Below are 23,051 nucleotides of genomic sequence, written 5' to 3' on the forward strand. Positions count from 1 at the left end.
GGAATCCCGCGCATGGATGAGCGCCGCCTCAAGTACCTGTACATCGCACTGGCGGTGCTGTTCGGCCTGCCCAGCCTGTTCTTCGGCGGTGCCGGCGCCTGCATCGCCGTGGTCATGGGGGTGATCGGGCTCGTCTCGCTGGACGCGGACAAACTGTGGTTTGCCGCCTGCATGTTCGCGTGGGGATCGTGCGCGATCGCCGGCCTCGTGGCCTGGGTCGCACTGAGCATCGTCTGGCTGCGCGATGGTGCACGCGGGCTGCACATGGCATCACGCCGCTGGTGGCTGCTGCTGGGCCTGGGCGTGCTGGCAGGCCTGCCCTTGCTGGCGATGGCGCTGTATTACTTCGCCGAGCTGGGTTCGTCCGTGCTCAGCGGGCTGTTCGCCGGGCCGTCCCTGCTGGTGCCCACCGGTATGTTGATCCTCCTGCGGCTGCGTGCTGACGCCCTGGGCGAGCCATCCGGCCCGGTACGGTCAAAGGAGTAGGCCCGCGTGGATGAGCGCCGCCTCAAGTACCTGTACACCGCGCTGGCGGTTCTGTTCGGTCTGCCCAGCCTGGTGATGGGGGGCGCGGCGGCGACAATGCTGCTGCTGATGGGGCTGGGCCAGTTCGGCCATGGCACGCTGGCCTCGGTGACGGTGATGCCGCTGTGGGGCCTGGCCGGCATTGCCGGCTGCCTGGCCTGGTTGTGGCTGAGCGCGGGTTTTCTGCTGCAGGGGCGTGCCGGGCTGCAGGTGCGACCGGTCTGGTGGTGGATGCTGCTGGCGGGTGGTCTCGCTGCCTTGCCGCCGCTGGGGCTGGCGCTGTGGTGGGGCATCGCCGTGAACGCCGAAGGCATCGGCGTGTTGCTGTTGGGCCCGTCGATGCTGGTGCCGGCCGCGATGCTGCTGTGGATCAAACGCCGCGCATGACGTGGCCCATGGAAGGAAATCGAACGCATGGATGAGCGTCTGCACAAACGCTGGATGGCGATCGCCGGCCTGTTGGTAGGCCTGCCCACCGTGGCGGCAGGCGGTACGGGTGCCGTGCTGGGGCTGATGGTGGTATGGGACGGCAAGTACCTGACGGGCGACGAGCACAGGCTGTTGCTGCTGTGGTCGTCGGCCGGAATCCTGGGCGCGTTGTCCTGGTTGTGGCTGAGCGGCCTGTTCCTGTGGCGCGGTGTCACCGGCCTGCGCCACTCCCCGGTTGTTGCCTGGGTAGGGCTGGGGGTGGGGGCGCTGGCCGCGTTGGGCGTCGTTGCCGCCACGCTGTACTTCACCTTCAAGCACGGGGAAATCTCTACATTGGCCTTCCTCGGCTTTGGCCCGCCGCTGCTGGTGATGGCAGGGCACCTGGTGTGGTTGCGTTGGGCGCGCGCGGCCTCGGCGCCGCCGGCACCCGCTTGAACGCGCAGCGCTGACCGCGCTGAAGGCTCGGTTCGACCGAAATGCAGGCACTTCCGCGGAGACAGCATTTGCTGCCGGGCCCCTTCTCAGGTACCTTTGCGACGCTGCCATGACCGTGGCAATAGGTACTTCCCTGAGCCAGGCGTTCCATGCATTGCCCCTTCTGCCAACATGCCGATACCCGGGTCATCGACTCGCGCGTCTCTGAAGACGGCGCGACGATCCGCCGTCGGCGTGAATGCGAAGCCTGCGGCGAGCGCTTCAGTACCATGGAAACAGTCGAGCTGAAGCTGCCGGCCATCGTCAAGAGCGATGGCACCCGCGAGGCGTTCGACCAGCGAAAGGTGCGTGCTGGCTTTGACCGCGCGCTGCAGAAGCGTGCGGTGGCCGAAGACAAGATCGAAGCGGCGGTGCGCGCCGTGGTCCACCAGCTGCGCATCAGCGGCGAGCGCGAAGTGCCCTCCATCAAGGTCGGCGAGTTCGTCATGAACGAACTGCGCAAGCTCGACCATGTCGGCTATGTGCGCTTCGCTTCGGTCTACCGCAGCTTCGAGGACGTGGCCGATTTCCGCGAGGAGATCGAGAAGCTGGAGCGCGACCTGCCGTCCAGTACCGAACAGCTGCAGCTGCTGGGCGACGTCATCGCCCTGACCAAGAAGAAGAAGGGCTGACCGCCTCTGCCTTGGTGGGTGCCAACCTTGGTTGGCACCGACGGCGTGGATCTCCTTTGCTCTGGTGGGCGCCAACCTCAGTTGGCGCTGATGGCGTGGATCTCCTTCGCTCTGGTGGGTGCCAACCTTGGTTGGCACTGATGGCATGGATCCACACCGGCAGCGTTACCATGGCCGCATGACCACTTCGTTCTCCGTCCTCGACCACCTGCACATGGCCAACGCGCTGCGCCTGGCCGAGCGCGCTGCCTATACCACCCGCCCCAACCCGATGGTCGGCTGCGTGATCGCCCATGGCGAACGCGTGGTCGGGCAGGGCTGGCACCAGCGCGCCGGTGGACCGCACGCCGAAGTGTTCGCGCTGCGCGAGGCCGGCAGCGAGGCGCGTGGTGCCACCGCCTACGTCACCCTGGAACCGTGCGCGCACTACGGGCGCACACCGCCGTGCGCGCTTGCCCTGATCGAAGCGGGCGTGTCGCGCGTGGTTGCCGCAATGCGCGATCCGTTCCCGAAGGTCGATGGCGGTGGCTTCGATCTGCTGCGCAACGCCGGCATCGAGGTTGCCGAAGGACTGATGGCGACGCAGGCGCGTGAGCTCAACAAGGGCTTCCTATCGCGCGTGGAGCGCAACCGGCCGTGGCTGCGGGTGAAGCTGGCGGCCAGCGTCGACGGTCGCACCGCGATGGCCGATGGCAGCTCCAAGTGGATCACCGGCCCGGCCGCGCGCGAAGACGTGCAGCACTGGCGCGCGCGTGCTGGTGCGATCCTGACCGGCGCCGACACCGTGCTGGCCGACGACCCGATGCTGACCGTGCGCCTGGCCGATACCGAAGTGATGCCACCGTTGCGCGTGGTACTCGATTCGCGCCTGCGTTCGCTCGAGTGCGGCCGCGTGCGCGAGGGCGGGGCACCGACGCTGTACATGCACGATGCGGCGGTGAGTGCGCCGGATGCGGCTGACGCAGAATTTGCCAGCGTGCCCAGCGCAGAGGGCCGGTTGGATCTGGGCGCGGTGCTGGCGCTGCTGGCCGAGCGTGGCATCAACGAAGTGCATACCGAAGCCGGCGCCACCCTGGCCGGTGCGCTGCTGCGCGGTGGCTGGGTGGACGAACTGCTGCTTTACCAGGCCCCCACGCTGCTGGGCGACAATGGACGCCCATTGCTGGCCGGCCTCGGCATCAATGCGATGGACCAGCAGCGCCGCCTGCGTGTGGTTGACCAGCGCCAGGTGGGTGGGGACATCAGGCTGCTGCTGCGCCCATGAAGGAATGACGCAGAGCAGGGGCTGGGCCCTTGGCGTCAAGCCGCTTCGTCGTCTTCTTCGCCGACCGGGCACTGGCCCTTCCACTGCTGCTTCCACAGCACATGCAGGTCGCGGCAGTACGCGCCGAGCGCCTCGCCCGGCAGTTGCCTCGCCTTGAACCGCAACTGGCGACGCGTAAAACCGTCGTCGTACTCATCCGGCAGTACCAGCACGGCACACTGATCGTGGTACATCAGGAAATCGCGGCAGTGGTCGTCATTGCTCATCCACGCATCCAGGTGCCTGTCGCTCAGCTGGGTTGACTCAAAGGCAACCGAGGGTTTGACGACGAAGATCCTGGTGGCTTTGAACCTGGACGCTTCGGCCTGCCAGCACACCATCAGCGCCAGCAACATGAGCGAGGTCGACGTCATACGGTGTTTCATGCGGTTGCCCCGGTGGAAGAGGGCAACAGCATTGACCATGCAGGCCGCGCAGAGCCATGCAACGGTTCTGAAAGTGCAGTGGCCCTTGTCGTCGGCGACGATGAGCCGAGCGCGGACTCGGCTCTATACGTGGCTCACGCGCACGCGTCGGTCCACATCATCTCGGCGATCGGGCGCAGTGCCTTGCACTCCTGCGTCATCTCATCGGCCGACTTCACCTGCGCCTTGGCCTTCAATTCCTCGGCCATCGCATCCACGCCGCTGATCTGGTCCGGTGCGATCTTCGCCACGCAACTGCGGTGCTGCTGCAGCAACAGGTCGCAGCCCGGAACGCCGGTCACCTTCGGCGCGTTGGCCGCCTGCGCGTCCTGCATCCAGTCCTCGAACGGTGCCAGCGCACTGGCCACGGTGCCTACCAGATCATCGAAGTTGCCGCTGTACCAGTAGCCATTGTCCTTGGCCGGGTACAGGGTGAAGGTGCCGCTGGCCGGAACGCGCGCGCCAGTCTGCAGTGCCTGGGTATAGGCATCGGTAAACTGCTTGCGCGCGGCCGGGCTGGCATCGTCGGCCAGGCTGGCGGCGAACAGCGGGCGGACCTTGCCCAGGTCGGGCACCTGGCAGCTGTAGCTGATCCGCGCCAGCTTCTGGTCTTCAACGTATTCGTTGTCTTCGATCACGCTCTTGGTCGCGCGGCACTTCGAATCGCGCAGCGCCTTGGCATACAGCGCTTCGGTGGCCGCAGCGTCGACCTTGGCGCCGGTGCTGGCCAGTACCGTCTGCCAGGGTTCGGCCAAGGCCTTGGCCAGCGCACCCGGGTTCGGGGTCACGGCATCCTGGCCCTCGAACGCCGGCTTCAGTGCGTCGTTGAGCGTGCGCGTGGCGGCCGCGTCGTCTTCCAGCAGCACGCGTGCATACAGGTCGAAGGCCTGCTCGGGCGTCAGTTGGGCCGGTGCCGCGCTGGCAATCACCGGGGCGCACAGCAGCACGCTGGCCAGAAGGGTTCGGGTGGGGGTCTTCATGACGGTGTTTTCCTGTTCGAGACGCGCGCAAGCCTAGCGCATCTGCCCACACTTTCGATGGCGCGATGCAGCCAGGTGACGGTGTGCAGCGGACAAAAAAACGGGCCCCTTGCGGGGCCCGTTCGATCGCACGACGAGGAGCGATCGTTGGATCAGAAGCTGGCGCGCACGCCAACCGAGTACTGGGTGACGTCGCGGTAGCCGGAGATTTCGCCCACCAGACCCCAGGTCTTGGTGAAGTTGATCTGGCCGCCGACGGTGCCGACCCAGGTGCCCTTGTAGTTGTTGCCGCCGTCCATGTAACCGGCCTTGGCCCAGGCTTCGGTCATGCGCGACGGCTTGCCGCGGATGCCCATGGTGACGCGGCCCAGGTTGGTGTGGTCCTTGCCGTGGTAACGCACACCGTCATAGCGCAGGGTCGATTCGGCGTTCTGGCGAACCCAGGCGGCATCTGCGGTGAAGTCCACGCGGTCGGTCCACGGCATGTGGTAGCCGATGCCGAGCTCCGGCTGGTTCAGTTCCAGTTTCAGCGAATCTTCGCCGTAGTGGCGGGTCTTGCTGGTACGCGACCATCCGCCGAACACGTAGACCTGTTCAGCCAGCGCGACCGAACCACGCAGGTAGCCGCCGTCGACCTTCGGGTCGTCCAGTGCGTTGTCGTCAACCTTGACCTGCGTCCAACCACCTTCAACGTAGGTGTAGCTCAGGGCGTCGGCCGACGCGGTGAACGGGGCGGCGGCCAGCAGGGCGGCCACGATCAGGATCTTGCGCATGGGAATTCCTGTGAATTTCAGTCCATTGGCGGGCCTGCCCTCGCGGCTGCCCGTGGCGACATCATGTCGTCCGGGGCGGAATTTTAATGAAAGTTTTACAAATTGCGAGCGACGGCCGTCACAGCTGCGGCATCCGACCCCGTTCAGCCTGGGCTGTTACACTGGTCACGCCGGTTCGCCGGTATACAAACGTCTTCAGGGCGGGGTGCAATTCCCCACCGGCGGTAGGTGCGCAAGCACGAGCCCGCGAGCGCCCCGGCCCACGGCCGGGGGTCAGCAGATCCGGTCCAATGCCGGAGCCGACGGTCATAGTCCGGATGAAAGAAGACGGTGCCACAGGGCGAATGCCCTGCGTGCGCCTGTTTGCCTTGCGGCGTTTTTCGCTCACATCCTGCGGAGAACGTTTCTTGTTTACTGGAATCATCGAAGGCGTCGGCCGTCTGGCCGCTCGCGAACCCATCGGCGGCGATGTCCGCTTCACCTTCAATGTCGGGAATCTGCCGTTCGACAACGTGCAGATGGGCGAGAGCATCGCCATCAACGGTGTCTGCCTCACCGTCATCGCATTCGACGCCAGCAGCTTCCAGGCCGATGCCTCCACCGAGACCCTGGGCCTGACCACGCTGGGCCAGCTCGGCGAGGGTGCGGTCATCAACCTCGAACGCGCCATGCGCCCGACCGATCGTCTCGGCGGCCATCTGGTCAGCGGCCACGTCGATGGTCTCGGCCAGGTGCTGTCCATCCACGAAGACGCGCGTGCCCAGCGCTGGCGCTTCGCCGCGCCGGCCTCGCTGCGCCGCTACATCGCCAAGAAGGGCTCGATCTGCGTGGATGGGGTCAGCCTGACCGTCAACGAAGTGGACGATGAAGGCTTCGAAGTCGCCCTCATCCCGCACACCGTGGCCAACACCGCGTTCTCCGCCGCTGGCGTGGGCAGCGCGGTCAATCTTGAAATCGATCTGGTCGCCCGCTATGTCGAGCGCCTGATCAGCGTGCCGGCCAACGGTCAGCACCCGCAAGGAGATGCAGCATGAATTTCGCCCCTATTCCGGAAATCCTGGAAGACATCCGCCTGGGCCGCATGGTGGTCATCGTCGATGACGAGGACCGCGAGAACGAAGGCGACCTGATCATGGCCGCCGAGCTGGTCAAGGCCAGCGACATCAACTTCATGGTCACCCACGGGCGTGGCCTGGTGTGCCTGCCGCTGAACCGTACCCGCGCCGCCGATCTGGGCCTGGCGCCGATGGTGCAGGCCAATACCGCGCAGTTCCAGACCAACTTCACGGTCAGCATCGAGGCCGCCGAGGGCGTCACCACCGGCATTTCGGCACACGACCGCGCCCATACCATCCGTACCGCGGTGAAGCCCAACGCCAAGCCGTCGGACCTGCACCAGCCGGGCCACATCTTCCCGCTGATTGCCCAGCCGGGCGGCGTGCTGACCCGCGCCGGCCACACCGAAGCCGCGGTGGACATGGCCATGCTGGCTGGGCTGGAGCCGGCCGGCGTGCTGGTGGAGATCCTGAACCCGGACGGCAGCATGGCGCGCCGCCCGGAACTGGAAGTGTTCGCGCGCGAGCACGGGCTGAAGATGGGCTCCATCGCCGATCTGATCGCCTACCGCCTGGCCACCGAAAAGACCGTTGAACGCGTGGACGAGCGCGAGATCGACACCGAATTCGGCCGCTTCAAGCTGGTCACCTATCGCGACCGCATCGCCCACGACCTGCATTTCGCGCTGGTCCGCGGCACGCCGGATGCCGATACCCCGACCCTGGTGCGCGTGCAGGTGGAAAACCCGCTGGCCGACCTGCTGCACTGGCGCCGTGACGATTTCGGCGTGGCTGCCACCGATGCCCTGCGCGCGATCGATGCCGAAGGCGCTGGCGTGATGGTGGTGCTGCAGGCCCCGCGCGATGGCGAGGCCCTGCTCGCCCGCCTGCGCCAGCAGCCGGCGCCGGTGGTGCCGGGCAAGGACAAGGACGTGAGCCAGTGGCGCCGCAACGGTGCCGGCGCGCAGATCCTGTCCGACCTGGGCCTGGGCAAGCTGCGCGTGCTGGGCACCCCGCGCCGACAGATCGGCCTGGCCGGCTACGGCCTGGAAGTGGTGGAGACGGTCACCCCGTAAGCTCCACCGCACGTGGGATCGGTAGTGCCGGCCGCTGGCCGGCAACCATGTTCCCCGGGTTGCCGGCCAGCGGCCGGCACTACCCACGGGCGCCCTGGGGCCCATCCACGCTAGAATTACCCCTTAATCGAATCCCCCAAGCCGCATATGAGCCACTACGAAGGCGATCTTCGCACTCCCGAATCGGCGCGCTTCGCCATCCTGGCCAGCCGCTGGAACGCCCGCATCACCGATACGCTGGTCGCCGGCGCCCGCCAGAGCCTGGCCGGCAACGGCATCGCCGAAGCCAACATCGACGTGATCCGCGTGCCGGGTGCCTGGGAGCTGCCGCTGGTGGCCGCGCGCCTGGCCGCCGCCCATGAACACGCCGCCATCCTCACCCTGGGCTGCGTGATCCGTGGCGACACCCGCCACTACGAACACGTGGCCGACCGCTGCGCCGAAGGCCTGATGCGCGTGCAGCTGGACTTCGGCGTGCCGGTGCTGAACGGCGTGCTGGCGGTGGAACGCGTTGAAGACGCCGAGGCCCGCGCAGGCGGCAGCCACGGCAACAAGGGCGAGGAAGTCGCACTCGCCGCATTGGAAATGGTCAACCTTCTGGAGCAGCTGCCATGAACAAGAACACCCAGGGCAAGCCCTCCGGTAAACCCGTCCGCCGCGATGGCGTCGACCCGGTGCTGCGCTCGCGCGCACGCCGTCGCGCCGTGCAGGCCATCTACGCCTGGCAGATCTCTGGCGGCAACGCCCAGTCGCTGATCGCCCAGTTCGCCCACGAGCAGGCCCGTGAAATCGCCGACCTGGCGTATTTCGAGGCGCTGCTGCACGGTGTGCTCGACAACCGTCGTGATATTGACGAAGCCCTCGGCCCGTACCTGGACCGTGGCATCGAGGAAGTGGACGCGATCGAGCGCGCGGTGCTGCGCCTGGCCGGCTACGAGCTGCGTTATCGCCTGGACGTGCCGTACCGCGTGGTGATCAACGAAGCCATCGAATCGGCCAAGCGCTTTGGTTCCGAACATGGCCACACCTACGTCAACGGCGTGCTGGATCGTGCCGCCGTGGAATGGCGCAAGGTCGAATCGGGTCACTGACCCGCTGCGTCCCGCATCGTTCATTGAACGGCGCGGGAATCTGCTTCGGTAGAGTCGACTGTCAGTCGACTGCCTTTCGATCAGCAGTCGTAGTGTCGGACCGGAGAGCAGTCGACTGACAGTCGACTCTACCCCCCCCAGCCGGTTCACCTGGTCGGCATCCGCGCCCGCCGCCCATCCATGCAACCCGCCGGAACGCCCCATGTCCCTGGCCGAATTCGCCCTCATAGACCGTATCCGCGCCCGCACCCTCGAGCGCGACGACATCCTGCTCGGCATCGGCGATGACGCTGCGCTGCTGCAGCCGCGGGCCAACGAACAGCTGGTGGTCACCGCCGACACGCTCAACAGCGGTGTGCATTTCCCGGTGGAAACCCGGGCCTTCGACATTGGCTGGAAGACCTTGGCGGTCAACCTGTCGGACCTCGCCGCGATGGGCGCGCGCCCGGCGTGGTGCACGCTGGCGCTGTCCCTGCCGGAAGCCTCTGAAGACTGGATCGAGGCCTTCGCCGATGGCTTCTTCGCCCTCGCCGACCAGCATGACATTGCACTGATTGGTGGCGATACCACGCGTGGCCCGCTGTCGCTGTCGGTTACTGCGATGGGACAGGTCGGCCGTGGCCAGGCATTGCGCCGCGACCGCGCGCAGGTGGGCGACGACATCTGGGTCAGTGGCACGCTGGGCGATGCCGCCGGTGCGCTGCGCCTGTGGCAGCAGGGCGCGCTGAACCTGGCCACCGCCACGTTGCTGGCCGACTACGAGAGCCTGCGTCTGCGCCTGCTGCGGCCGACGCCGCGCGTCACCCTCGGCCTGCGCCTGCGTGCGTTCGCGCATGCGGCGGTGGACGTGTCAGACGGCCTGCTGGCCGACCTGGGCCACATCGCCGCACGCAGCAACGTGGCCGCGCATGTGGATGCCGATTCGCTGCCGATCTCGCACGCGCTGCGTGAGCTGCTCGGCCGCGACGATGCACGCGACTGCGCACTGCGCGGTGGCGACGACTACGAACTGTGCTTCACCGCCGCCGCCGACCAGCGCGACGCACTGCACTACCTGGCCGAATCGCTGGACCTGCCGCTCACCCGCATCGGCCGCATTGCCGAAGGGCAAGGCGTGCACGTGGATGGCGAAGCCGCCGACGGCGGCTACCAGCACTTCGCGTGACCGGCAAAGGTCTGCACACGATTCGTATCCTGTAGAGCCGAGTCATGCTCGGCTGCTTCTACGCAATACATGAAAGGTGGGCGCAAGCTCGGCTCTGCATCAGCGACACGGGTCTACCGCTCAACGCGGGCTTCCGAATCGCGAGGTGTGCCGTAGTCATCCAGCCATGTGAATGACACTGACGCTGGGATGACTGCGCCATCCGGCAGTGCATAGCGTACCTGTGCTCCCGGCGCGATCATGTCCACCTCGACGCTGCGGCCGTCGGCAAGCGTCAACGAACTCAGCGACACGTGGTACGCGCTTGGGTTACGCACCTGCAGGCCATCGCCATCGCCGGACCACAGCAGGGCAGCTGCTGCATCGCGCGCATTGCCCGGCAGCCCTGCCGGGCGATGGAACAGCTTCACCCGCGTGCGCACTGCGAACTGAAGCAGGTTGCGGTCTGCAGTTCCGGAAGGCTTGGGCGGTATGTCCAACAGATTGAAGTAGAACACCGACTCGCGATCCATGGGCACCGGCGGATCCGAGGGGCGCGGTGCATAGGTGATGCGAAATGCCTGGGCATGCTGTGACAGCAGCAGGCGCGGTTCGGCCGGCGTCAGCCGGAAGGGCGTGCGTACATCTTCCGGTCGTGCGTGGCTGTCGCCATCGTCGATCCAGACCTGGGTCATGGCAGGCTGCTCGCCGACGTTGCTCGCTTTCACTGTGACATCGCGGCCCTTGGCGGCATCGTGCACGATGCGGGTTCCCTGCAGTGTCACGGCGGCCTGGCCGGGAAGGGCGAATAGGGCAGCCAGCAACGCGGACAGCCCCGAAAGGAATGAGAATTTCATGCGGCGCCTCGCTGGACGACGACAGCCTGGCGCATCCGGCCAGGCTGCCACGGAAGTCAGTCGTAGAGAACGACGAAGTCACCGGATGCGTTGGCCTGCCCGGCCTGCGCATTCTGTGAGGGCGATGCGTACCAGGCGCTATACGTCAGCTGTCCACTGCCACCGGCGGCAATCGTCAGCCACCGCGTCGGGTCATCACCGATGCGCTGGTGATTGTCGTCCGCGTCATACAGCGCAACCCCGACGTTGCGTGCTGTCGAGGCCGCTGTCAGTGCGAGATTGCCGGTGCTGTCATGCTGCGTACCACCGAAGCGGACGCCAACCTTCTGCGCGGCACCGGAGCCGCTGCAGTCAAGGTTGATGGTGAAGTTCTTCTGGCCTGCACGTGTTGCCGCGTTCACCGAGACAAGATCAACCTTGCCCATCGGCACGGTGATCGCGCCACCGGTCGTGCCGACCGTACAGGTGGACGTTTCCAGCGATCCGGTGATTTCCAGGCGCTCGGCGTGGGCCAGGGAGGGAATCGTCAGGGCCAGGAAGGCCCCGCACAGCAGTTGCGTTTGAAGGGGCATGGACTGTTCTCTCTGCAATGGAATCCTGCACGACAGCGATGTCGTGGGTTGGCGGGAGTCTGTCCGGGTGTAGTCCCCAACGATATGAAGAATGTTGCAAAAGCCCGTCATTGCGGCAATTGCAACTTTCTGCATGGGCGATGGCTCGGCAAGCGCGTACGGTGCGTGTCCCCGCCTTTGCCCCAGTAGATGCCAATGATGTCGCTCTGTCCTGCATACGCTGGCTGCCTCGCCCTGTTGGGAGCGACGGTTGCTTTCAGTGCGAGCGCGACCTGCCGCGCACCGGGGGGCGACGCACAGCTCGATCACGTTTTCGACGTCGCCTTTACCGACCGTGCCGATATCACTCTGGGCTTCCATTCTGGAATGCTGACCCTGGTCTGCGACGCAGGTGAAACGCAGATGGAGGAGCTGCTTCAGCTGACCGGAATGAAGTACGTTCGCGACGTGCCCTGGGGGAGCCGCGCGATTGCCGCCTACGAAATGGATTCCACCTCGCCCTTGTTGGCCTTCAGCTACAGCTATGGTGGCTGCGAAATATCCGATCCCGAATGCCCGATCGAGGAGGTCGAGGAAGGTGGCGTTCCGCTGCGCGACGGTGTTCCGAGCCGGTACTCGCTGAATGGAGCAAGAAAGAACGTCACCGTGCAGGTCATCGCGTTCTCACGGGGCGGACCAATGCACGACGTGGCCCGCCGGCCTGCGGGCTCCCTGCGCACGACGTCTGGCGGCACGGGTGGGTTCCATCGTTTCAACCTTGGTTTCCGCTTTCGTGCCCAGACCTGCGCGGTCACTCCGCAGAACGTCGACCTGGATCCGGTGGACGCGGTAACCCTGCAGCGCAACGGCAGCGCGGGCGAGAAGTCGTTCAATGTGCGCGTCAGCTGTGCCGCCTCCGGGCGCCGACTGGTTCTGGAGCTGGTGGACGTTCACGATCCTGCCAGCACGTCAAACACGCTGAAGGCGGCGCCGGGCAGTACCGCCAATGGTGTGGCAGTGCAGATCCTCAGTGGAGGGAATCCTGTGCGGATGAAAGCCCCCTGGACCCATGGCGCCGCATCAGGCAGTGCCCTGCCGGTTCCATTCAGTGCGCGCTACCTGCGCACGACCGGGACGCTGCGCACCGGATCGATACGTGGTGAAGCAACGTTGCTGGCAGATTACTACTGAGGTGCGTCGCGCATGAATGGAATGCGGGCATGATCCCTTCCACTACGCCGCGTCCAGGTCTGTGTGCTTCACGGCTTGCATCGGCCATGGCATTCGCTCTGTCGGGACTGGCGTTACCTGCCCACGCGGAGACCGAAACGGGCCTTGAATTCAGTGACGGCTTCCTCGTGGGTGGGCGAACCATCGATATGCGTCGCTATGTGCGCGGCAACCCCATGCCCGCAGGCGACTACCGCGTTGATGTGCTGGTCAACGGCCAGTACCTGCAGACACGCGACATCACCTTCGTAGCGGGCGACGACCCTGACCGGGCGGGTGCCTGCCTGTCTGCGGATCTGCTGCGGGAGCTGGAACTGCAGGCCACCTATCGAATGGCGCTGGAGCGGGCAACGGGTTGTATCGACCTGCCGTCCGTGATCGCGGGGGCAACAGTGACATTCGACAGCGGCACGCTGCAGCTGCTGATCTCCGTGCCGCAGGCTGCACAGGCGAGGGCGGCACGAGGCCTGGTGCCGGTTGAGCTACGTGATCCAGGCATCAACGCCCTGTTCGTGGACTACAGCGCCAGCCATGGCCGTAGTGCAGGCGTCGATCGCAGCCACCTCGGCCTGCGCATGGGTGCGAACATCGGGAGCTGGCGCTTCCGCCATCGCACCGCCTTCAACCATGCGCGGGGGCAGGTGCGCCGTACCACCATCAACAGTTACGCCCAGCGTGACATTCCCGGGTGGAACAGCCAGCTGTTGCTGGGTGAGGGCAACACCAGTGGGCAGCTGTTTGACAGTGTGCCGTTCACGGGGGTGCGTATCGCCAGTGATGAACGGATGCTGCCTGATTCACTGCGCGGATATGCACCGGTGGTACGTGGCATTGCCGACAGCAGTGCAGTGGTGCGCATCGAGCAGGACGGTGTTGTCATCCATGAAGTAAACGTCGCTCCAGGGCCGTTCGCGATAGACGATCTGTATCCCACCAACTTTGGTGGTGACCTGCAGGTGATCGTAATGGAAGCCGATGGCCGGCAGCAGCAGTTCACCGTCAGCTTCTCGGCGGTGCCACAGGCGCTGCGCGCGGGTACGTCCCGCTCAAGCGTGACCGCCGGTGCACTAAGAGGCCGTCACGTCCTGCAGCGGCTGGGCTTCGCCGAGGCCACCCATGCGCATGGACTGAACAATCGACTGACAGCTCTCGGGGGATTGCAGCTGGCTGAAGGATACGGTGCCGGCCTGCTGGGGGTGGCGGTCAACACTCCTGTCGGCGCGCTGGGCATGGACGTCACCCATTCGCGCGCCCGCCAGGCGGACGGGCGGCCCCTGATCGGCAACAGCTACCGGGTGAACTATCAGCGCTACCTGGCAGAAAGTGGCACCAACTTCGGGCTTGCGGCGTATCGTTACAGCACCCGGGGCTTCCTCACGCTGCACGATCTGGCAACGGCCCGCTCGGACGAGTGGCATCCAGTGGGACGTGCGCGCCAGCGCTACCAGCTGAACTTCTCACAGAGGATCGGGGAGCGCAGCAGCCTGCATCTCGACGGCGGCCACGTCGCGTACTGGGACAGCACGCAGCGCCAGAATGATCTGCAGCTGAGCTTCAATACCGTTGCGGGGAAGGTCAACTACGGCGTATCCGTCATGCGTTTCCGGCAGGGAAACGGTCGTCAGGACACCCGCTACGACCTCACGGTCAGTCTGCCCTTGGGATCCCACGGCAGCACGCAGCGGACCAGCACCCGCGTGGGTCGCTCTGACGGTGGAGGCCAGGCCCAGCTGAGCCTGACAGGTGCGGTGGGAGAGCGTCGCGCGCTCAACTATTCACTGTCTGGAGAGCAGCGGGCGGGCGGGGTACGCAGCAGCACTGCATTCGCCGATTATCAAGGCCGCTACGCACATCTCAGCGCGGGCTTCACCCGAGCCGGGCATTTCAGCAGTCACACGCTGGGGGCCGCCGGCAGCATCGCCTTGCACCGTGGTGGGATCACCCTGGGGCAGCCAGTGGGAGAGGGATTTGCGCTGGTGCAGGCGCCCGGCGCGCACGGCGCCCGCATCGGAGCCGGCGCTGATCTCCGTGTTGATCGCCGTGGTTATGCGCTGCTGCCGCACATCAGCCCTTACCGCTGGAACCGCATTGATCTTGACCCGTCCGGTTTGCCGCTGGAAGTGGAACTCCTACAGACCTCCCGGCGCATCGCGCCGACAGCGGGCAGCATCGTACGTGTTCCGTTCGAAGTGCGACGCGAGCGCTCCTTGTTCATCGATGCGACGGACGCGCTTGGGCAGCCGTTGCCGTTTGCCGCGCGCGTGCAGGAGGAGAACGGCACGCCGCGCGGAGCCGTTGGGCAGGGGGGCGTGATTCATCTGCGCGGTGCCCAGGATGAAGGAGCATTGATCGTCGATGCCGATGGCCCCAGCCGCTGTCGACTGCTGTACCGCATGCCCGCCAAACCTGACGCCTATGGCCTGTCCTGGACCCAGGCGCTGTGCACGCCAATGGGCGACGCCGGGTTGCGGGTAGAGACCGCGATTCCAGGTCCTGACATTCAATCTTCGCTTGCTCCAGGAGAATCTCCATGATCGATCAGTACCGTCATCTGCCGGCCATGCTTGCATTGCTGATGGCCGCATCGCCGGCCAGCAGCCAGACACTTTCCATCAGTGGCCGAGTGTTGCCGGGTACCTGTGCGCTGGCCACCCCCGCCATCACGCTCGACAGCGTCAAGGCCGATGCACTCAATGTGGGCAACAACAATCTCAAGACCAGCAATCTGAATTTCACCGGATGCATCGGCGTCACCAAGGCACTGCTTTCCTTTGATGGGACCGCTGCGGAGGGCGATGCCCTGCGGTGGAAAAACACGGCGACGAGCGAGCCCGCCAAGGGCCTTTCCATTGTGCTGCTGGCAGGCGCGAGCGGATCGACACCTCTGAAGAAGGGAGACAAGGACATTCCTGTCATAGTGACTGGAGCGACGGCCAGCTACACGCTGCGTGCGGGCTACTACCTGCCCTCCACCAGTGGTATCAACGCGGGCTCGGTGCAGACCGAGATCACCATCACAGCAACCTACCAGTAGTCTTCATCCAGTCGCTGCATGGGGAAGAACTCAGGTTCCAATGAGCTTGCCATTGCGAATGGATGCTTCACCTCCATGCCGGATGACGTGCGCGTACGGCAATGACGACCTATCTCGCCTTGCCGATGTGCCGGCGAGGGGGGGAATGGTCGTCAGTCGACTGGGGTACACCGCGCGGAGAAGCAGATGGCAGGATCGAAGTCTTGACTGTATCTGAACGAAGGCCCCATCTGTCGTGATTGTCCATTGAGTGACTGTGCAGCCGGTGGCGATGCTGCCGGATCGCTCGCTACTGACCACGCGCATGTCCCCTCCCGAACGTTCCCACAACGCCGCCATCGATGGCCTGCGTGCATTGGCGGTGCTGGCCGTCGTGGTCTTCCACACCAATGCGGCGTGGTTGCCCGGCGGTTTCACCGGCGTGGATCTGTTCTTCGTGGTGTCCGGCTTCGTGATCAGCCAGTCGCTGGCCTCGCGCGCCAATGCGTCGCTGGGCGCAATGCTGCTTGATTTCTACCGGCGCCGCGTGCTGCGCTTGTTGCCGGCGCTGCTGGTGATGCTGATGGCGACCTTTGTGCTGTCGGCGCTGTTCATTCCCCGCGCGTGGCGCAACGAGCAGTTCGACCAGACCGGCTGGGCCGCGCTGATCGGCTTCAGCAACATCGTGCTGGCGGGTCAGCAGGACGATTACTTCTCACCCGGCGTGGAACTGAACCCTTTCCTGCACACCTGGACGCTGGGCGTGGAGGAGCAGTTCTACCTGGTCTTCCCGCTGCTGTTCTTCGTGTGGTTGCGTGGGCGTGAGCGCTGGCCATGGTCGCGTTGGCTGTTGCCGGTGTTGACCCTGCTGTCGCTGGCGTGGGCAGGCTGGCAGGCGCAAACGGCACCGGCGGCGGCGTTCTATCTGCTGCCCGCACGGTTCTGGGAGTTGGCCGCGGGCGCGCTGCTGTACCAGTGGATGCGCACGCGCACGCCGGGCCAGAACGGGGATGCGGTTGCCGTGGCCGGTCTGGCGCTGCTGGGTGCAGGCGTGGTGATTGCACCGCAGCTGGCGATGCCGGTTCCGGGCGTGCTGGCTACCGTGGCTGGCACGTTGATGCTGCTGGCGAGTGTGTCGGCGCCGGGTACATCGCGCATCGGCCGCGCATTGGGGTGCGCGCCGCTGGCGTATCTGGGCAGGCTGTCCTATTCGCTGTACCTGTGGCATTGGCCGCTGCTGGTGCTGCTGCGCTGGACCTGCGGCCTGCACGGTGCTGCGCTGTGGCTGTATCCGGTACTGCTGCTGGCGGTGTCGGCCGCGTCCTACCACTTCATCGAGCGCCCGCTGCGCAGTGCGGCGCCGCTGCTGCGGCTGGCACCGGCCAAGGTGCTGGCGATGGGGCTGCCAGTGGTCGCGCTATGCGGCGCAGGCGCGTGGGCTACGGTGGAATACCACGAGCAGATCTCGCTCAGCGTTACCCGCGATGGCTACGCATGGCAGGCGCGTCGCTATCCCGCATGGCGGTCGCTGGAGCCGGTGAGCGCGCCGGCGCTCGAAGGGCGGCGCCTGTTCGTGGTGGGGGATTCGCATGCGGCGGCCTACCGCACCATGACCAGCATGGTCGCGCGCCAGACCGGCATGGAGATGCGCCAGGATGACCGCGGTGGTTGCAGCTTCGTCAATCTACTGCGGGCCAGCCCGGCCGACTGTCGGGACTTCATTGAAAACGCATTGTCGAATATCGAGCGTGAGGCGCGTCCGGGTGACATCGTGCTGCTGGCAGCATTGCGCATGCCGGAGCTGCGTGGGTTCGATTGGCAGCGCCAGGATGCACAACAGATCTATCAACAGCTGTTGGACGAGCGCACCCCGGCCCATGCACAGGCCGCGCGTGACGAGGCTGATCGTGTTCTTGGGCGTTTGCAGGAGCTGGCCGTGCACGTGGTTGTGGATGCACCGCTGCCGTTGTTCAAGGCCGGGGCCTACCGTTGTTCGGATTGGTTCAACCGCCGCAATCCTGCCTGTGCCGGTGGCCTGAGCATGCCGCGTGCCGATCTGGAAAGGCTGCGCGCGCCGCAGATGGCGTTGCTGGCCGAGCTGGCGGCGCGCTATCCATGGCTCACGGTGTGGGACCCGCTACCGTTGCTGTGCGGGCCGCAGACCTGCTCGGCGGTGGAAGAGGGTGAACCGCTGTTCTTCGACAATGATCACCTGAGTGGGCATGGCAACCGCGTGCTGCTGCCCAGCTTCCGGCAGACGCTGATCGATAGTGCAAGCGACAAGTCCTTGTAGAGCCGAGCCCACGCTCGGCTTGCCACGCGCAGCGCGGGCTTGATCGGGACCGGGACGACGAGCAGCCGAGCATGGGCTCGGCCCTAAAGGAGTGCACGCGGCCTATGCCAGCGGCAGCACCTTGCCTGGATTGAGGATGCCGTCCGGGTCCAGCGCGGCCTTGATCGCGCGCATCGTCGCCAGCGTGGCCGGGCTGAACGCCTGGGCCATGAAATCGCGCTTGGCCAAACCAATGCCATGCTCGCCGGACAGCGTGCCGCCCAGTGACAGCGTCAGTTCGAAGATCTTCGGCAGTGCGGCATGCGCGCGTGCGTTCTCGTCGGCGTCGTCCGGGTGGTAAAGAATGTTGACGTGCAGGTTGCCGTTGCCAGCGTGACCGAAGGTGACGATGGTCAGCGTGTAGTCGCGCGCCAATGCCTGTACACCGGCCACCAGTTCCGGAATGCGCGACACTGGCACCACCACGTCTTCATTGATCTTGCCGGGCGCGACCGTCCGCAGTGCCGGCGACAGCGCCTTGCGCGCCGCCCACAGCTGGTCGCGCGCGCGGCCTTCCATCGCCACGTCCAGCTCGATCATGCCGTCGCCTTCGGCGGCGCTGGCCAATGCCTGCAACAGATAGGGCAGGGTGTCGTGGTCACCATCGGCCTCGACCAGCAGCATCGCACCGGCCTCCGGAACATCGGCGCCATTGAGCCGCAGCAGCTCCAGGCTGCGTGCGTCCATGAATTCCAGGCGGGTGGGTACCACCGGCTGCGACATCAACCGCGACACGGCGGCTGCGGCGGCATCCGCATCGCGGTACAACACGCGCAGCCCGGCCTGGCTGACCGGCAGCGGAGTGAGCTTGAGGGTGGCTTCCACGATCAGCGCCAGCGTGCCTTCGCTGCCCACCAGCAGGTGGGTGAGGTCGTAGCCGGTGGAATCCTTGGTGTAGGCACCACCGCAGCGGATCACCTCGCCGGTGCCGGTGACGGCGACCAGACCGAGTACGTTGTCGCGGCTGGTGCCGTACTTCACCGCGCGCGGGCCACCGGCGTTGCAGGCCAGGTTGCCACCCACGCTGCAGATCTCCGCGCTGGATGGGTCCGGTGCCCAGAACAGGCCATGTGGCGCCAGCGCCTGCTGCAGCGTTCCATTGAGCACGCCGGGCTGCACCACGGCGCAGCGATCACCGGCACGGATCTCCACGATGCGGTCCATGCGGGTGAACGACAACACGATGCTGCCCGGCAACGGCACGGCTGCACCGGTGGTGCCGGTGCCGGCGCCGCGCGCGACCAGCGCTACGCCATGCACGCGACAGGCACGCACCAGTGCCTGCACCTGTTCGACGCTGGCGGGCAGCGCGACGGCAGCGGGGCGCTGGTGGCGCCACGAGTTGTCCTGCGCGTTCGCCTCCAGCGCGTTGTCATCCATGCGCCAGCCCTCCGCGCCCAGCAGGGCAGACAGTTCGGCAATCAATGCGGCGGGCAGGGCAGTACTCATGACAGATCTCGTGGGGCAGCAGGAGCGGGTTGGATCAGTTTCCAGGCAACAACGGCGCCGGCCAGCGGCAGCCAGACCCAGCGCAGTTCAGAGAGCAGGGTAGCGATGCCGCGCGCGCTGAAGAACTGCGGGGCAAACGGTGAAACGCGGATCGGCCGCCACGGGGCGAAGAAGCGCTGTTCGCTCCACGGCCAGGCCAGGGCAACGCCAAGGCCGCCGGAGGTCATGGCGTCGAGCAGGGGATGGCTGGCCGCGCAGATGAAGACGAACACGGTGGCTTGCATGGTCGATGCCACCGTTGGCCGCGCCTTGGTAGGTGCCAACCTGGGTTGGCACAATGCAGACCACAACGCCGCCAATGCGGCCAACACCCCGGCAAACAACAACGAATGGCTGGCACCGCGATGGCCGAACGCATCGGCATAGGGAATATGCAGGGCAAAGGCCAGTACATCGGCATCGGGCAGCATCGCGGCGACCACACCGGCGGCCAGCAGCCATGCCGGAATGCGGCCACGATCCGCGGCGCACCACAGCGCCAGAGGCACAGCGGCATGGGTGATGATCGAAGGCATCAGTCACGCACCATGGTCGTGCCGGCCAGGCTGCGCTTTGGTAGCTGCCAACCTTGGTTGGCACAGAAGCGCCGACCAAGGTCGGCCTCTACCAAAGCAAACGGTAGCCATCAGCAATCATCCAACCGGAACGCATCGCGCAGCCACTGCAACTGCGGCGGCTCGCCCGTAGCTTCCACCACATCAAAGCGGCACGGCGCATCGGCCAGCGCGGGATGGTCCTGCAGGTACAACAATGCGGCATGTGCCAGGCGCCGACACTTGCGCACATCCACCGAGGCCGCGCCGCCACCGAAATCAGATCGCGCGCGGTAGCGCACCTCCACGAACACCACGGTGCCGGCGTCGTCCATCACCAGGTCCAGCTCACCGCCACGATAACGCACGTTGCGCGCACGCGGCTGCAGTCCGGCCCGTTGCAGATGCTGCTCGGCGGCGGCTTCCACCGCCGAGCCCCGTTGGCTGCGCTCAGCGACCACCGACGATCGGCATCGGCCGGCCGCCATTGAAGGTGGACCAGGCCGGCTGGCGCAGGATGTTGCCGTTGCTGTCCAGGAACAGGGTGCCGGTGGCACCGTCCAGGCCACCTTCGTTGGACAGCTTGTCCAGGTAGGCGGTGATCTTCCAGGCATCGGCGCCGAAGGCGAACAGGCGGCCGGCCGCACCGCGTGCGCTGGGCAGGGTGCTGGCGACCTGGCTGGCCGACGGCAGGCCCGACACGCTGCGCACGTTCCAGGCTTCGTTCGGGTAGACGATGCCGTCCAGCGCCACGTCTTCTTCCATCTTGCCGCTGCCGACGGTCAGCTGCGAGGTGCCGACGCGGGTGGCGCCACCGGCACCGGCCAGCGCCAGCTGCGGCGCCAGCAGGCGAGCCTGCGGGGCGCGCACGGCGAGGAACACGGCATCGACCTGGCCGGCATTGCGCACCTGCGCACCGACATCGCCAACCGCATCGCTGACGCCGACCGTGGCCACCACCTGGCCGCCGCGCTGGGCGAAGCGCTGGGCGAAGGCGGCGGCGGCACGGCGACCGGTATCGTCGGCGCTGTTGATCACCAGCGCCTTGCCGCGCTCGCGGCCACGCAGGTATTCGGCGGCGACGATGCCGTCGTCTTCCGGCGCCAGCGAGAAACCGGCGCTGCCGGCCGGCGGCGCGTCCTTGCCACGGTTCAGTGCCAGCACCGGCACCTGCAGCTGCTGGCGGCCGTACACCGCGTCCACTTCGTCGCGGCCCAGCGGACCGACCACGAAGTCGGCACCGGAGGCGACGGCCTTGTCATATGCGGCCAGCGCACCGGCCGGGGTACCGGCGGTGTCGATGAAGTTGATGTCCGGGCGGCGGCGGGTCTCGCCGTAGTAGGCGGCGAGCAGGCCATCGCGCACCGGCTGCGCGGCGGTGGCCAGGCGGCCGCTGAGCGGCAGCAGCACGGCCAGCTTGGCCGGCGGGCGGTAACCGTCGCTCATCGCCGGCGGGCGCTTGCTGGTATCGAACTGGGCGGCGCCGTCGCGGTCGAACGGGCGCGGCAGCGGCAGGCCGCGTGCGATCAGCGCACGGCCAGCGAAGTTGTACAGCGGGTCGTTGGCCGGCAGGGCGGCGGCACGGCTGCGCAGGGTAGCGTCGTCGAGCGTGCCGAGCAGGCCGGCAATGGCGGCCTGGTTTTCGCTGCGGGCGCTGCCGGTCAGGCTGGCGTGCGCGCGGGCGCGCTCGGCGGCGGCGCCGAAGCTGTCGCCGGTGCCTTGCAGGGCATTCGCGCGTGCCACGTACCAGCGCGTGCGCAGGGCCGGCAGTACGTTGTCGCCGCTGTCCTTCAGCAGTGCCAGCGCCTGCGCCGGCTGCTTGTCGGCCAGTGCCAGCTCGGCGCCGGTCAGCTGGTAGCGCTGCAGGCTGGCGCCGGTCAGCTGGCGGGCGGTGAGCTGGCCCAGCAGGCTGCGCGCGCGAGCGCTGTCGCCGGCCAGGTGCCAGGCCCAGGCGGCATCGGCTAGGGCGTTGCTGCGGGCGCCACCTTTCAGGGTTGCGGCCAGCGCTTCCAATTGCAGGGCGGCGTCGCGCGGTTTGCCCTGTTCGATCAGCGCCAGCGCCTGGCTCTGGGCCGGCGATTCGGGCGCGCTGGTCAGGCTGGTGGTGGCACAGCCGGCCAGCAGCATCAGCGACAACGACAGGGCGGAGATCCGTGCGGCGGGCTTGTTCATGATCGGGTCCATGCGATGAGGGCAGCGGCCTTGGCCGGGTACACGCTACGATTCTACCCTTGCCCCGTGAGTACCGCTGAAATGAGTGTCCCAACCCTGTACGTCGTCGCCACCCCGATCGGCAACCTGGCCGATCTGAGCCCGCGCGCGCAGGAGGTGCTGCGCTCGGTGGCGGCCATCTGTGCCGAGGACACCCGCCGCAGCGGCCAGCTGCTGTCCCATTTCGGCATCCAGCAGCCGCTGGTGGCCCTGCACGAACACAATGAAGAGGCCCTGTCGCAACGCCTGGTCTCGCGCCTGCAGGCGGGCGAATCGCTGGCGCTGGTCAGCGATGCGGGCACCCCGCTGGTCAGCGACCCCGGCTTCCGCCTGGTGCGTGCTGCCCGTGCGGCCGGCATCAAGGTCAGCCCGATTCCCGGTGCCTGCGCCGCCATTGCCGCGCTGAGCGTGGCGGGCCTGCCCAGCGACCGCTTCAGTTTCGAGGGCTTCCTGCCGGCCAAGGCCAGTGGCCGTCGCGACCGCCTGCAGGCGCTGGCCGGCGAAGTGCGCACGATGGTGTTCTACGAATCCTCGCACCGCATCGCCGAATCGCTGGCCGACATGGCGGCGATCTTCGGCGGCGAGCGCCCGGCAGTGCTGGCACGCGAGCTGACCAAGCTGTTCGAGACCGTGCTCGATGGTGATCTGGCGGGACTGCTGGCCAAGGTGGAAGCCGACGAGAACCAGCGCAAGGGCGAGTTCGTGGTGATGGTGCAGGGTGCTGGTGACGACGAGGAAGCGCAGCTGGCGCATGGTCGCCGCGTCTACGCGAAGCTGAGCGAGCACCTGCCGCCGTCGACCGCCGCCAAGCTCGCCGCCGAGTTGACCGGTGCACCGCGCAAGGCGTTGTACGGGAGTTGATGGATCGTGCGGACCAAGGTCCGCACCCACCAGATCGGAATCTGCAC

General features: G+C 66.7%; 24 protein-coding genes and 1 riboswitch. Of the genes, 15 read left to right on the forward strand and 9 right to left on the reverse strand.

Annotation, left to right across the window (positions count from 1 at the left end):
- The first annotated feature begins 12 nt into the window (after positions 1-12).
- From AC5P7E_RS17135 to ribD, 5 genes are all read left to right on the forward strand, one after another.
- Positions 13-486, forward strand: coding sequence for a hypothetical protein (locus AC5P7E_RS17135; RefSeq protein ID WP_012479129.1), 474 nt, complete (start codon positions 13-15; stop codon positions 484-486).
- A gap of 6 nt (positions 487-492) precedes the next feature.
- Complete coding sequence (locus tag AC5P7E_RS17140) at positions 493-912, forward strand: hypothetical protein (RefSeq protein ID WP_005412223.1); 420 nt, start codon at positions 493-495, stop codon at positions 910-912.
- Between the two features lie 27 nt (positions 913-939).
- Positions 940-1,389 carry a hypothetical protein gene (locus tag AC5P7E_RS17145; protein WP_012479131.1) on the forward strand — a complete coding sequence of 150 codons (450 nt, stop codon included), beginning with the start codon at positions 940-942 and terminating at the stop codon, positions 1,387-1,389.
- Between the two features lie 149 nt (positions 1,390-1,538).
- Positions 1,539-2,060: a transcriptional regulator NrdR gene (nrdR, locus tag AC5P7E_RS17150; protein WP_004143350.1), complete on the forward strand. Its 522-nt coding sequence runs from the start codon at positions 1,539-1,541 to the stop codon at positions 2,058-2,060.
- Between the two features lie 178 nt (positions 2,061-2,238).
- On the forward strand, positions 2,239-3,324 hold the full coding sequence (gene ribD / locus AC5P7E_RS17155) for a bifunctional diaminohydroxyphosphoribosylaminopyrimidine deaminase/5-amino-6-(5-phosphoribosylamino)uracil reductase RibD (RefSeq protein ID WP_114619033.1): 1,086 nt from the start codon (positions 2,239-2,241) through the stop codon (positions 3,322-3,324).
- A 35-nt stretch (positions 3,325-3,359) separates the two neighbouring features.
- On the opposite strand, the gene AC5P7E_RS17160 is transcribed toward ribD, so the two are convergent.
- From AC5P7E_RS17160 to AC5P7E_RS17170, 3 genes are all read right to left on the reverse strand, one after another.
- Positions 3,360-3,719: a hypothetical protein gene (locus AC5P7E_RS17160; protein WP_232622057.1), complete on the reverse strand. Its 360-nt coding sequence runs from the start codon at positions 3,717-3,719 to the stop codon at positions 3,360-3,362.
- Positions 3,720-3,883: 164 nt separating this feature from the next.
- Positions 3,884-4,768: a hypothetical protein gene (locus AC5P7E_RS17165; protein ID WP_111193732.1), complete on the reverse strand. Its 885-nt coding sequence runs from the start codon at positions 4,766-4,768 to the stop codon at positions 3,884-3,886.
- A 152-nt stretch (positions 4,769-4,920) separates the two neighbouring features.
- Positions 4,921-5,541, reverse strand: a complete 621-nt coding sequence (locus AC5P7E_RS17170) for a hypothetical protein (protein WP_005408058.1) — start codon at positions 5,539-5,541, stop codon at positions 4,921-4,923.
- Positions 5,542-5,728: 187 nt separating this feature from the next.
- Positions 5,729-5,874: riboswitch (FMN riboswitch) on the forward strand.
- A 74-nt stretch (positions 5,875-5,948) separates the two neighbouring features.
- On the opposite strand from AC5P7E_RS17170, the gene AC5P7E_RS17175 reads away from it, so the two are divergent.
- From AC5P7E_RS17175 to thiL, 5 genes are all read left to right on the forward strand, one after another.
- A complete protein-coding gene (locus AC5P7E_RS17175) occupies positions 5,949-6,575 on the forward strand; it encodes a riboflavin synthase (protein ID WP_049397406.1) in 627 nt (208 codons plus the stop codon).
- Complete coding sequence (ribB, locus tag AC5P7E_RS17180; protein ID WP_099472890.1) at positions 6,572-7,672, forward strand: 3,4-dihydroxy-2-butanone-4-phosphate synthase; 1,101 nt, start codon at positions 6,572-6,574, stop codon at positions 7,670-7,672. Before AC5P7E_RS17175 ends, ribB begins: the two co-directional genes overlap by 4 nt.
- Before the next feature lie 147 nt (positions 7,673-7,819).
- The gene (gene ribH, locus AC5P7E_RS17185) at positions 7,820-8,287 is read left to right on the forward strand and encodes a 6,7-dimethyl-8-ribityllumazine synthase (RefSeq protein WP_012479138.1); all 468 of its coding nucleotides are present in this window, start codon (positions 7,820-7,822) and stop codon (positions 8,285-8,287) included.
- Positions 8,284-8,763 carry a transcription antitermination factor NusB gene (nusB, locus tag AC5P7E_RS17190; protein WP_012479139.1) on the forward strand — a complete coding sequence of 160 codons (480 nt, stop codon included), beginning with the start codon at positions 8,284-8,286 and terminating at the stop codon, positions 8,761-8,763. Before ribH ends, nusB begins: the two co-directional genes overlap by 4 nt.
- Before the next feature lie 202 nt (positions 8,764-8,965).
- Positions 8,966-9,928, forward strand: coding sequence for a thiamine-phosphate kinase (gene thiL / locus AC5P7E_RS17195; RefSeq protein ID WP_080334762.1), 963 nt, complete (start codon positions 8,966-8,968; stop codon positions 9,926-9,928).
- Positions 9,929-10,041: 113 nt separating this feature from the next.
- Here thiL and AC5P7E_RS17200 read toward each other — a convergent pair whose 3' ends face one another.
- Both AC5P7E_RS17200 and AC5P7E_RS17205 read right to left on the reverse strand, forming a co-directional pair.
- A complete protein-coding gene (locus AC5P7E_RS17200) occupies positions 10,042-10,764 on the reverse strand; it encodes a fimbrial biogenesis chaperone (RefSeq protein ID WP_012479141.1) in 723 nt (240 codons plus the stop codon).
- A 56-nt stretch (positions 10,765-10,820) separates the two neighbouring features.
- Complete coding sequence (locus AC5P7E_RS17205) at positions 10,821-11,336, reverse strand: fimbrial protein (RefSeq protein ID WP_043033817.1); 516 nt, start codon at positions 11,334-11,336, stop codon at positions 10,821-10,823.
- A 198-nt stretch (positions 11,337-11,534) separates the two neighbouring features.
- On the opposite strand from AC5P7E_RS17205, the gene AC5P7E_RS17210 reads away from it, so the two are divergent.
- From AC5P7E_RS17210 to AC5P7E_RS17225, 4 genes are all read left to right on the forward strand, one after another.
- Positions 11,535-12,506: a fimbrial protein gene (locus tag AC5P7E_RS17210; RefSeq protein WP_158230244.1), complete on the forward strand. Its 972-nt coding sequence runs from the start codon at positions 11,535-11,537 to the stop codon at positions 12,504-12,506.
- A gap of 86 nt (positions 12,507-12,592) precedes the next feature.
- A complete protein-coding gene (locus AC5P7E_RS17215; protein WP_223846469.1) occupies positions 12,593-15,079 on the forward strand; it encodes a fimbria/pilus outer membrane usher protein in 2,487 nt (828 codons plus the stop codon).
- Complete coding sequence (locus AC5P7E_RS17220; RefSeq protein WP_012479145.1) at positions 15,076-15,579, forward strand: fimbrial protein; 504 nt, start codon at positions 15,076-15,078, stop codon at positions 15,577-15,579. Before AC5P7E_RS17215 ends, AC5P7E_RS17220 begins: the two co-directional genes overlap by 4 nt.
- Before the next feature lie 271 nt (positions 15,580-15,850).
- Positions 15,851-17,851 carry an acyltransferase family protein gene (locus AC5P7E_RS17225; RefSeq protein ID WP_087802842.1) on the forward strand — a complete coding sequence of 667 codons (2,001 nt, stop codon included), beginning with the start codon at positions 15,851-15,853 and terminating at the stop codon, positions 17,849-17,851.
- Positions 17,852-17,953: 102 nt separating this feature from the next.
- Here the strand turns inward: AC5P7E_RS17225 and AC5P7E_RS17230 are convergent, their stop codons facing one another.
- From AC5P7E_RS17230 to AC5P7E_RS17245, 4 genes are all read right to left on the reverse strand, one after another.
- Complete coding sequence (locus tag AC5P7E_RS17230; protein WP_012479147.1) at positions 17,954-19,339, reverse strand: FAD-binding oxidoreductase; 1,386 nt, start codon at positions 19,337-19,339, stop codon at positions 17,954-17,956.
- A complete protein-coding gene (locus tag AC5P7E_RS17235; RefSeq protein WP_012479148.1) occupies positions 19,336-19,914 on the reverse strand; it encodes a metal-dependent hydrolase in 579 nt (192 codons plus the stop codon). The genes AC5P7E_RS17230 and AC5P7E_RS17235 overlap by 4 nt, the downstream gene beginning before the upstream one ends.
- A gap of 110 nt (positions 19,915-20,024) precedes the next feature.
- On the reverse strand, positions 20,025-20,393 hold the full coding sequence (locus tag AC5P7E_RS17240; protein ID WP_012479149.1) for a YraN family protein: 369 nt from the start codon (positions 20,391-20,393) through the stop codon (positions 20,025-20,027).
- Complete coding sequence (locus tag AC5P7E_RS17245) at positions 20,383-22,104, reverse strand: penicillin-binding protein activator (protein WP_049459446.1); 1,722 nt, start codon at positions 22,102-22,104, stop codon at positions 20,383-20,385. Before AC5P7E_RS17245 ends, AC5P7E_RS17240 begins: the two co-directional genes overlap by 11 nt.
- Positions 22,105-22,185: 81 nt before the next feature.
- On the opposite strand from AC5P7E_RS17245, the gene rsmI reads away from it, so the two are divergent.
- Entirely contained in the window at positions 22,186-23,004 is an 819-nt protein-coding gene (rsmI, locus tag AC5P7E_RS17250) for a 16S rRNA (cytidine(1402)-2'-O)-methyltransferase (protein ID WP_005408070.1), read from the forward strand.
- The last annotated feature ends 47 nt before the right edge of the window (positions 23,005-23,051 follow it).

The organism is Stenotrophomonas sp. YJH_SMC_25, assembly GCF_059369595.1.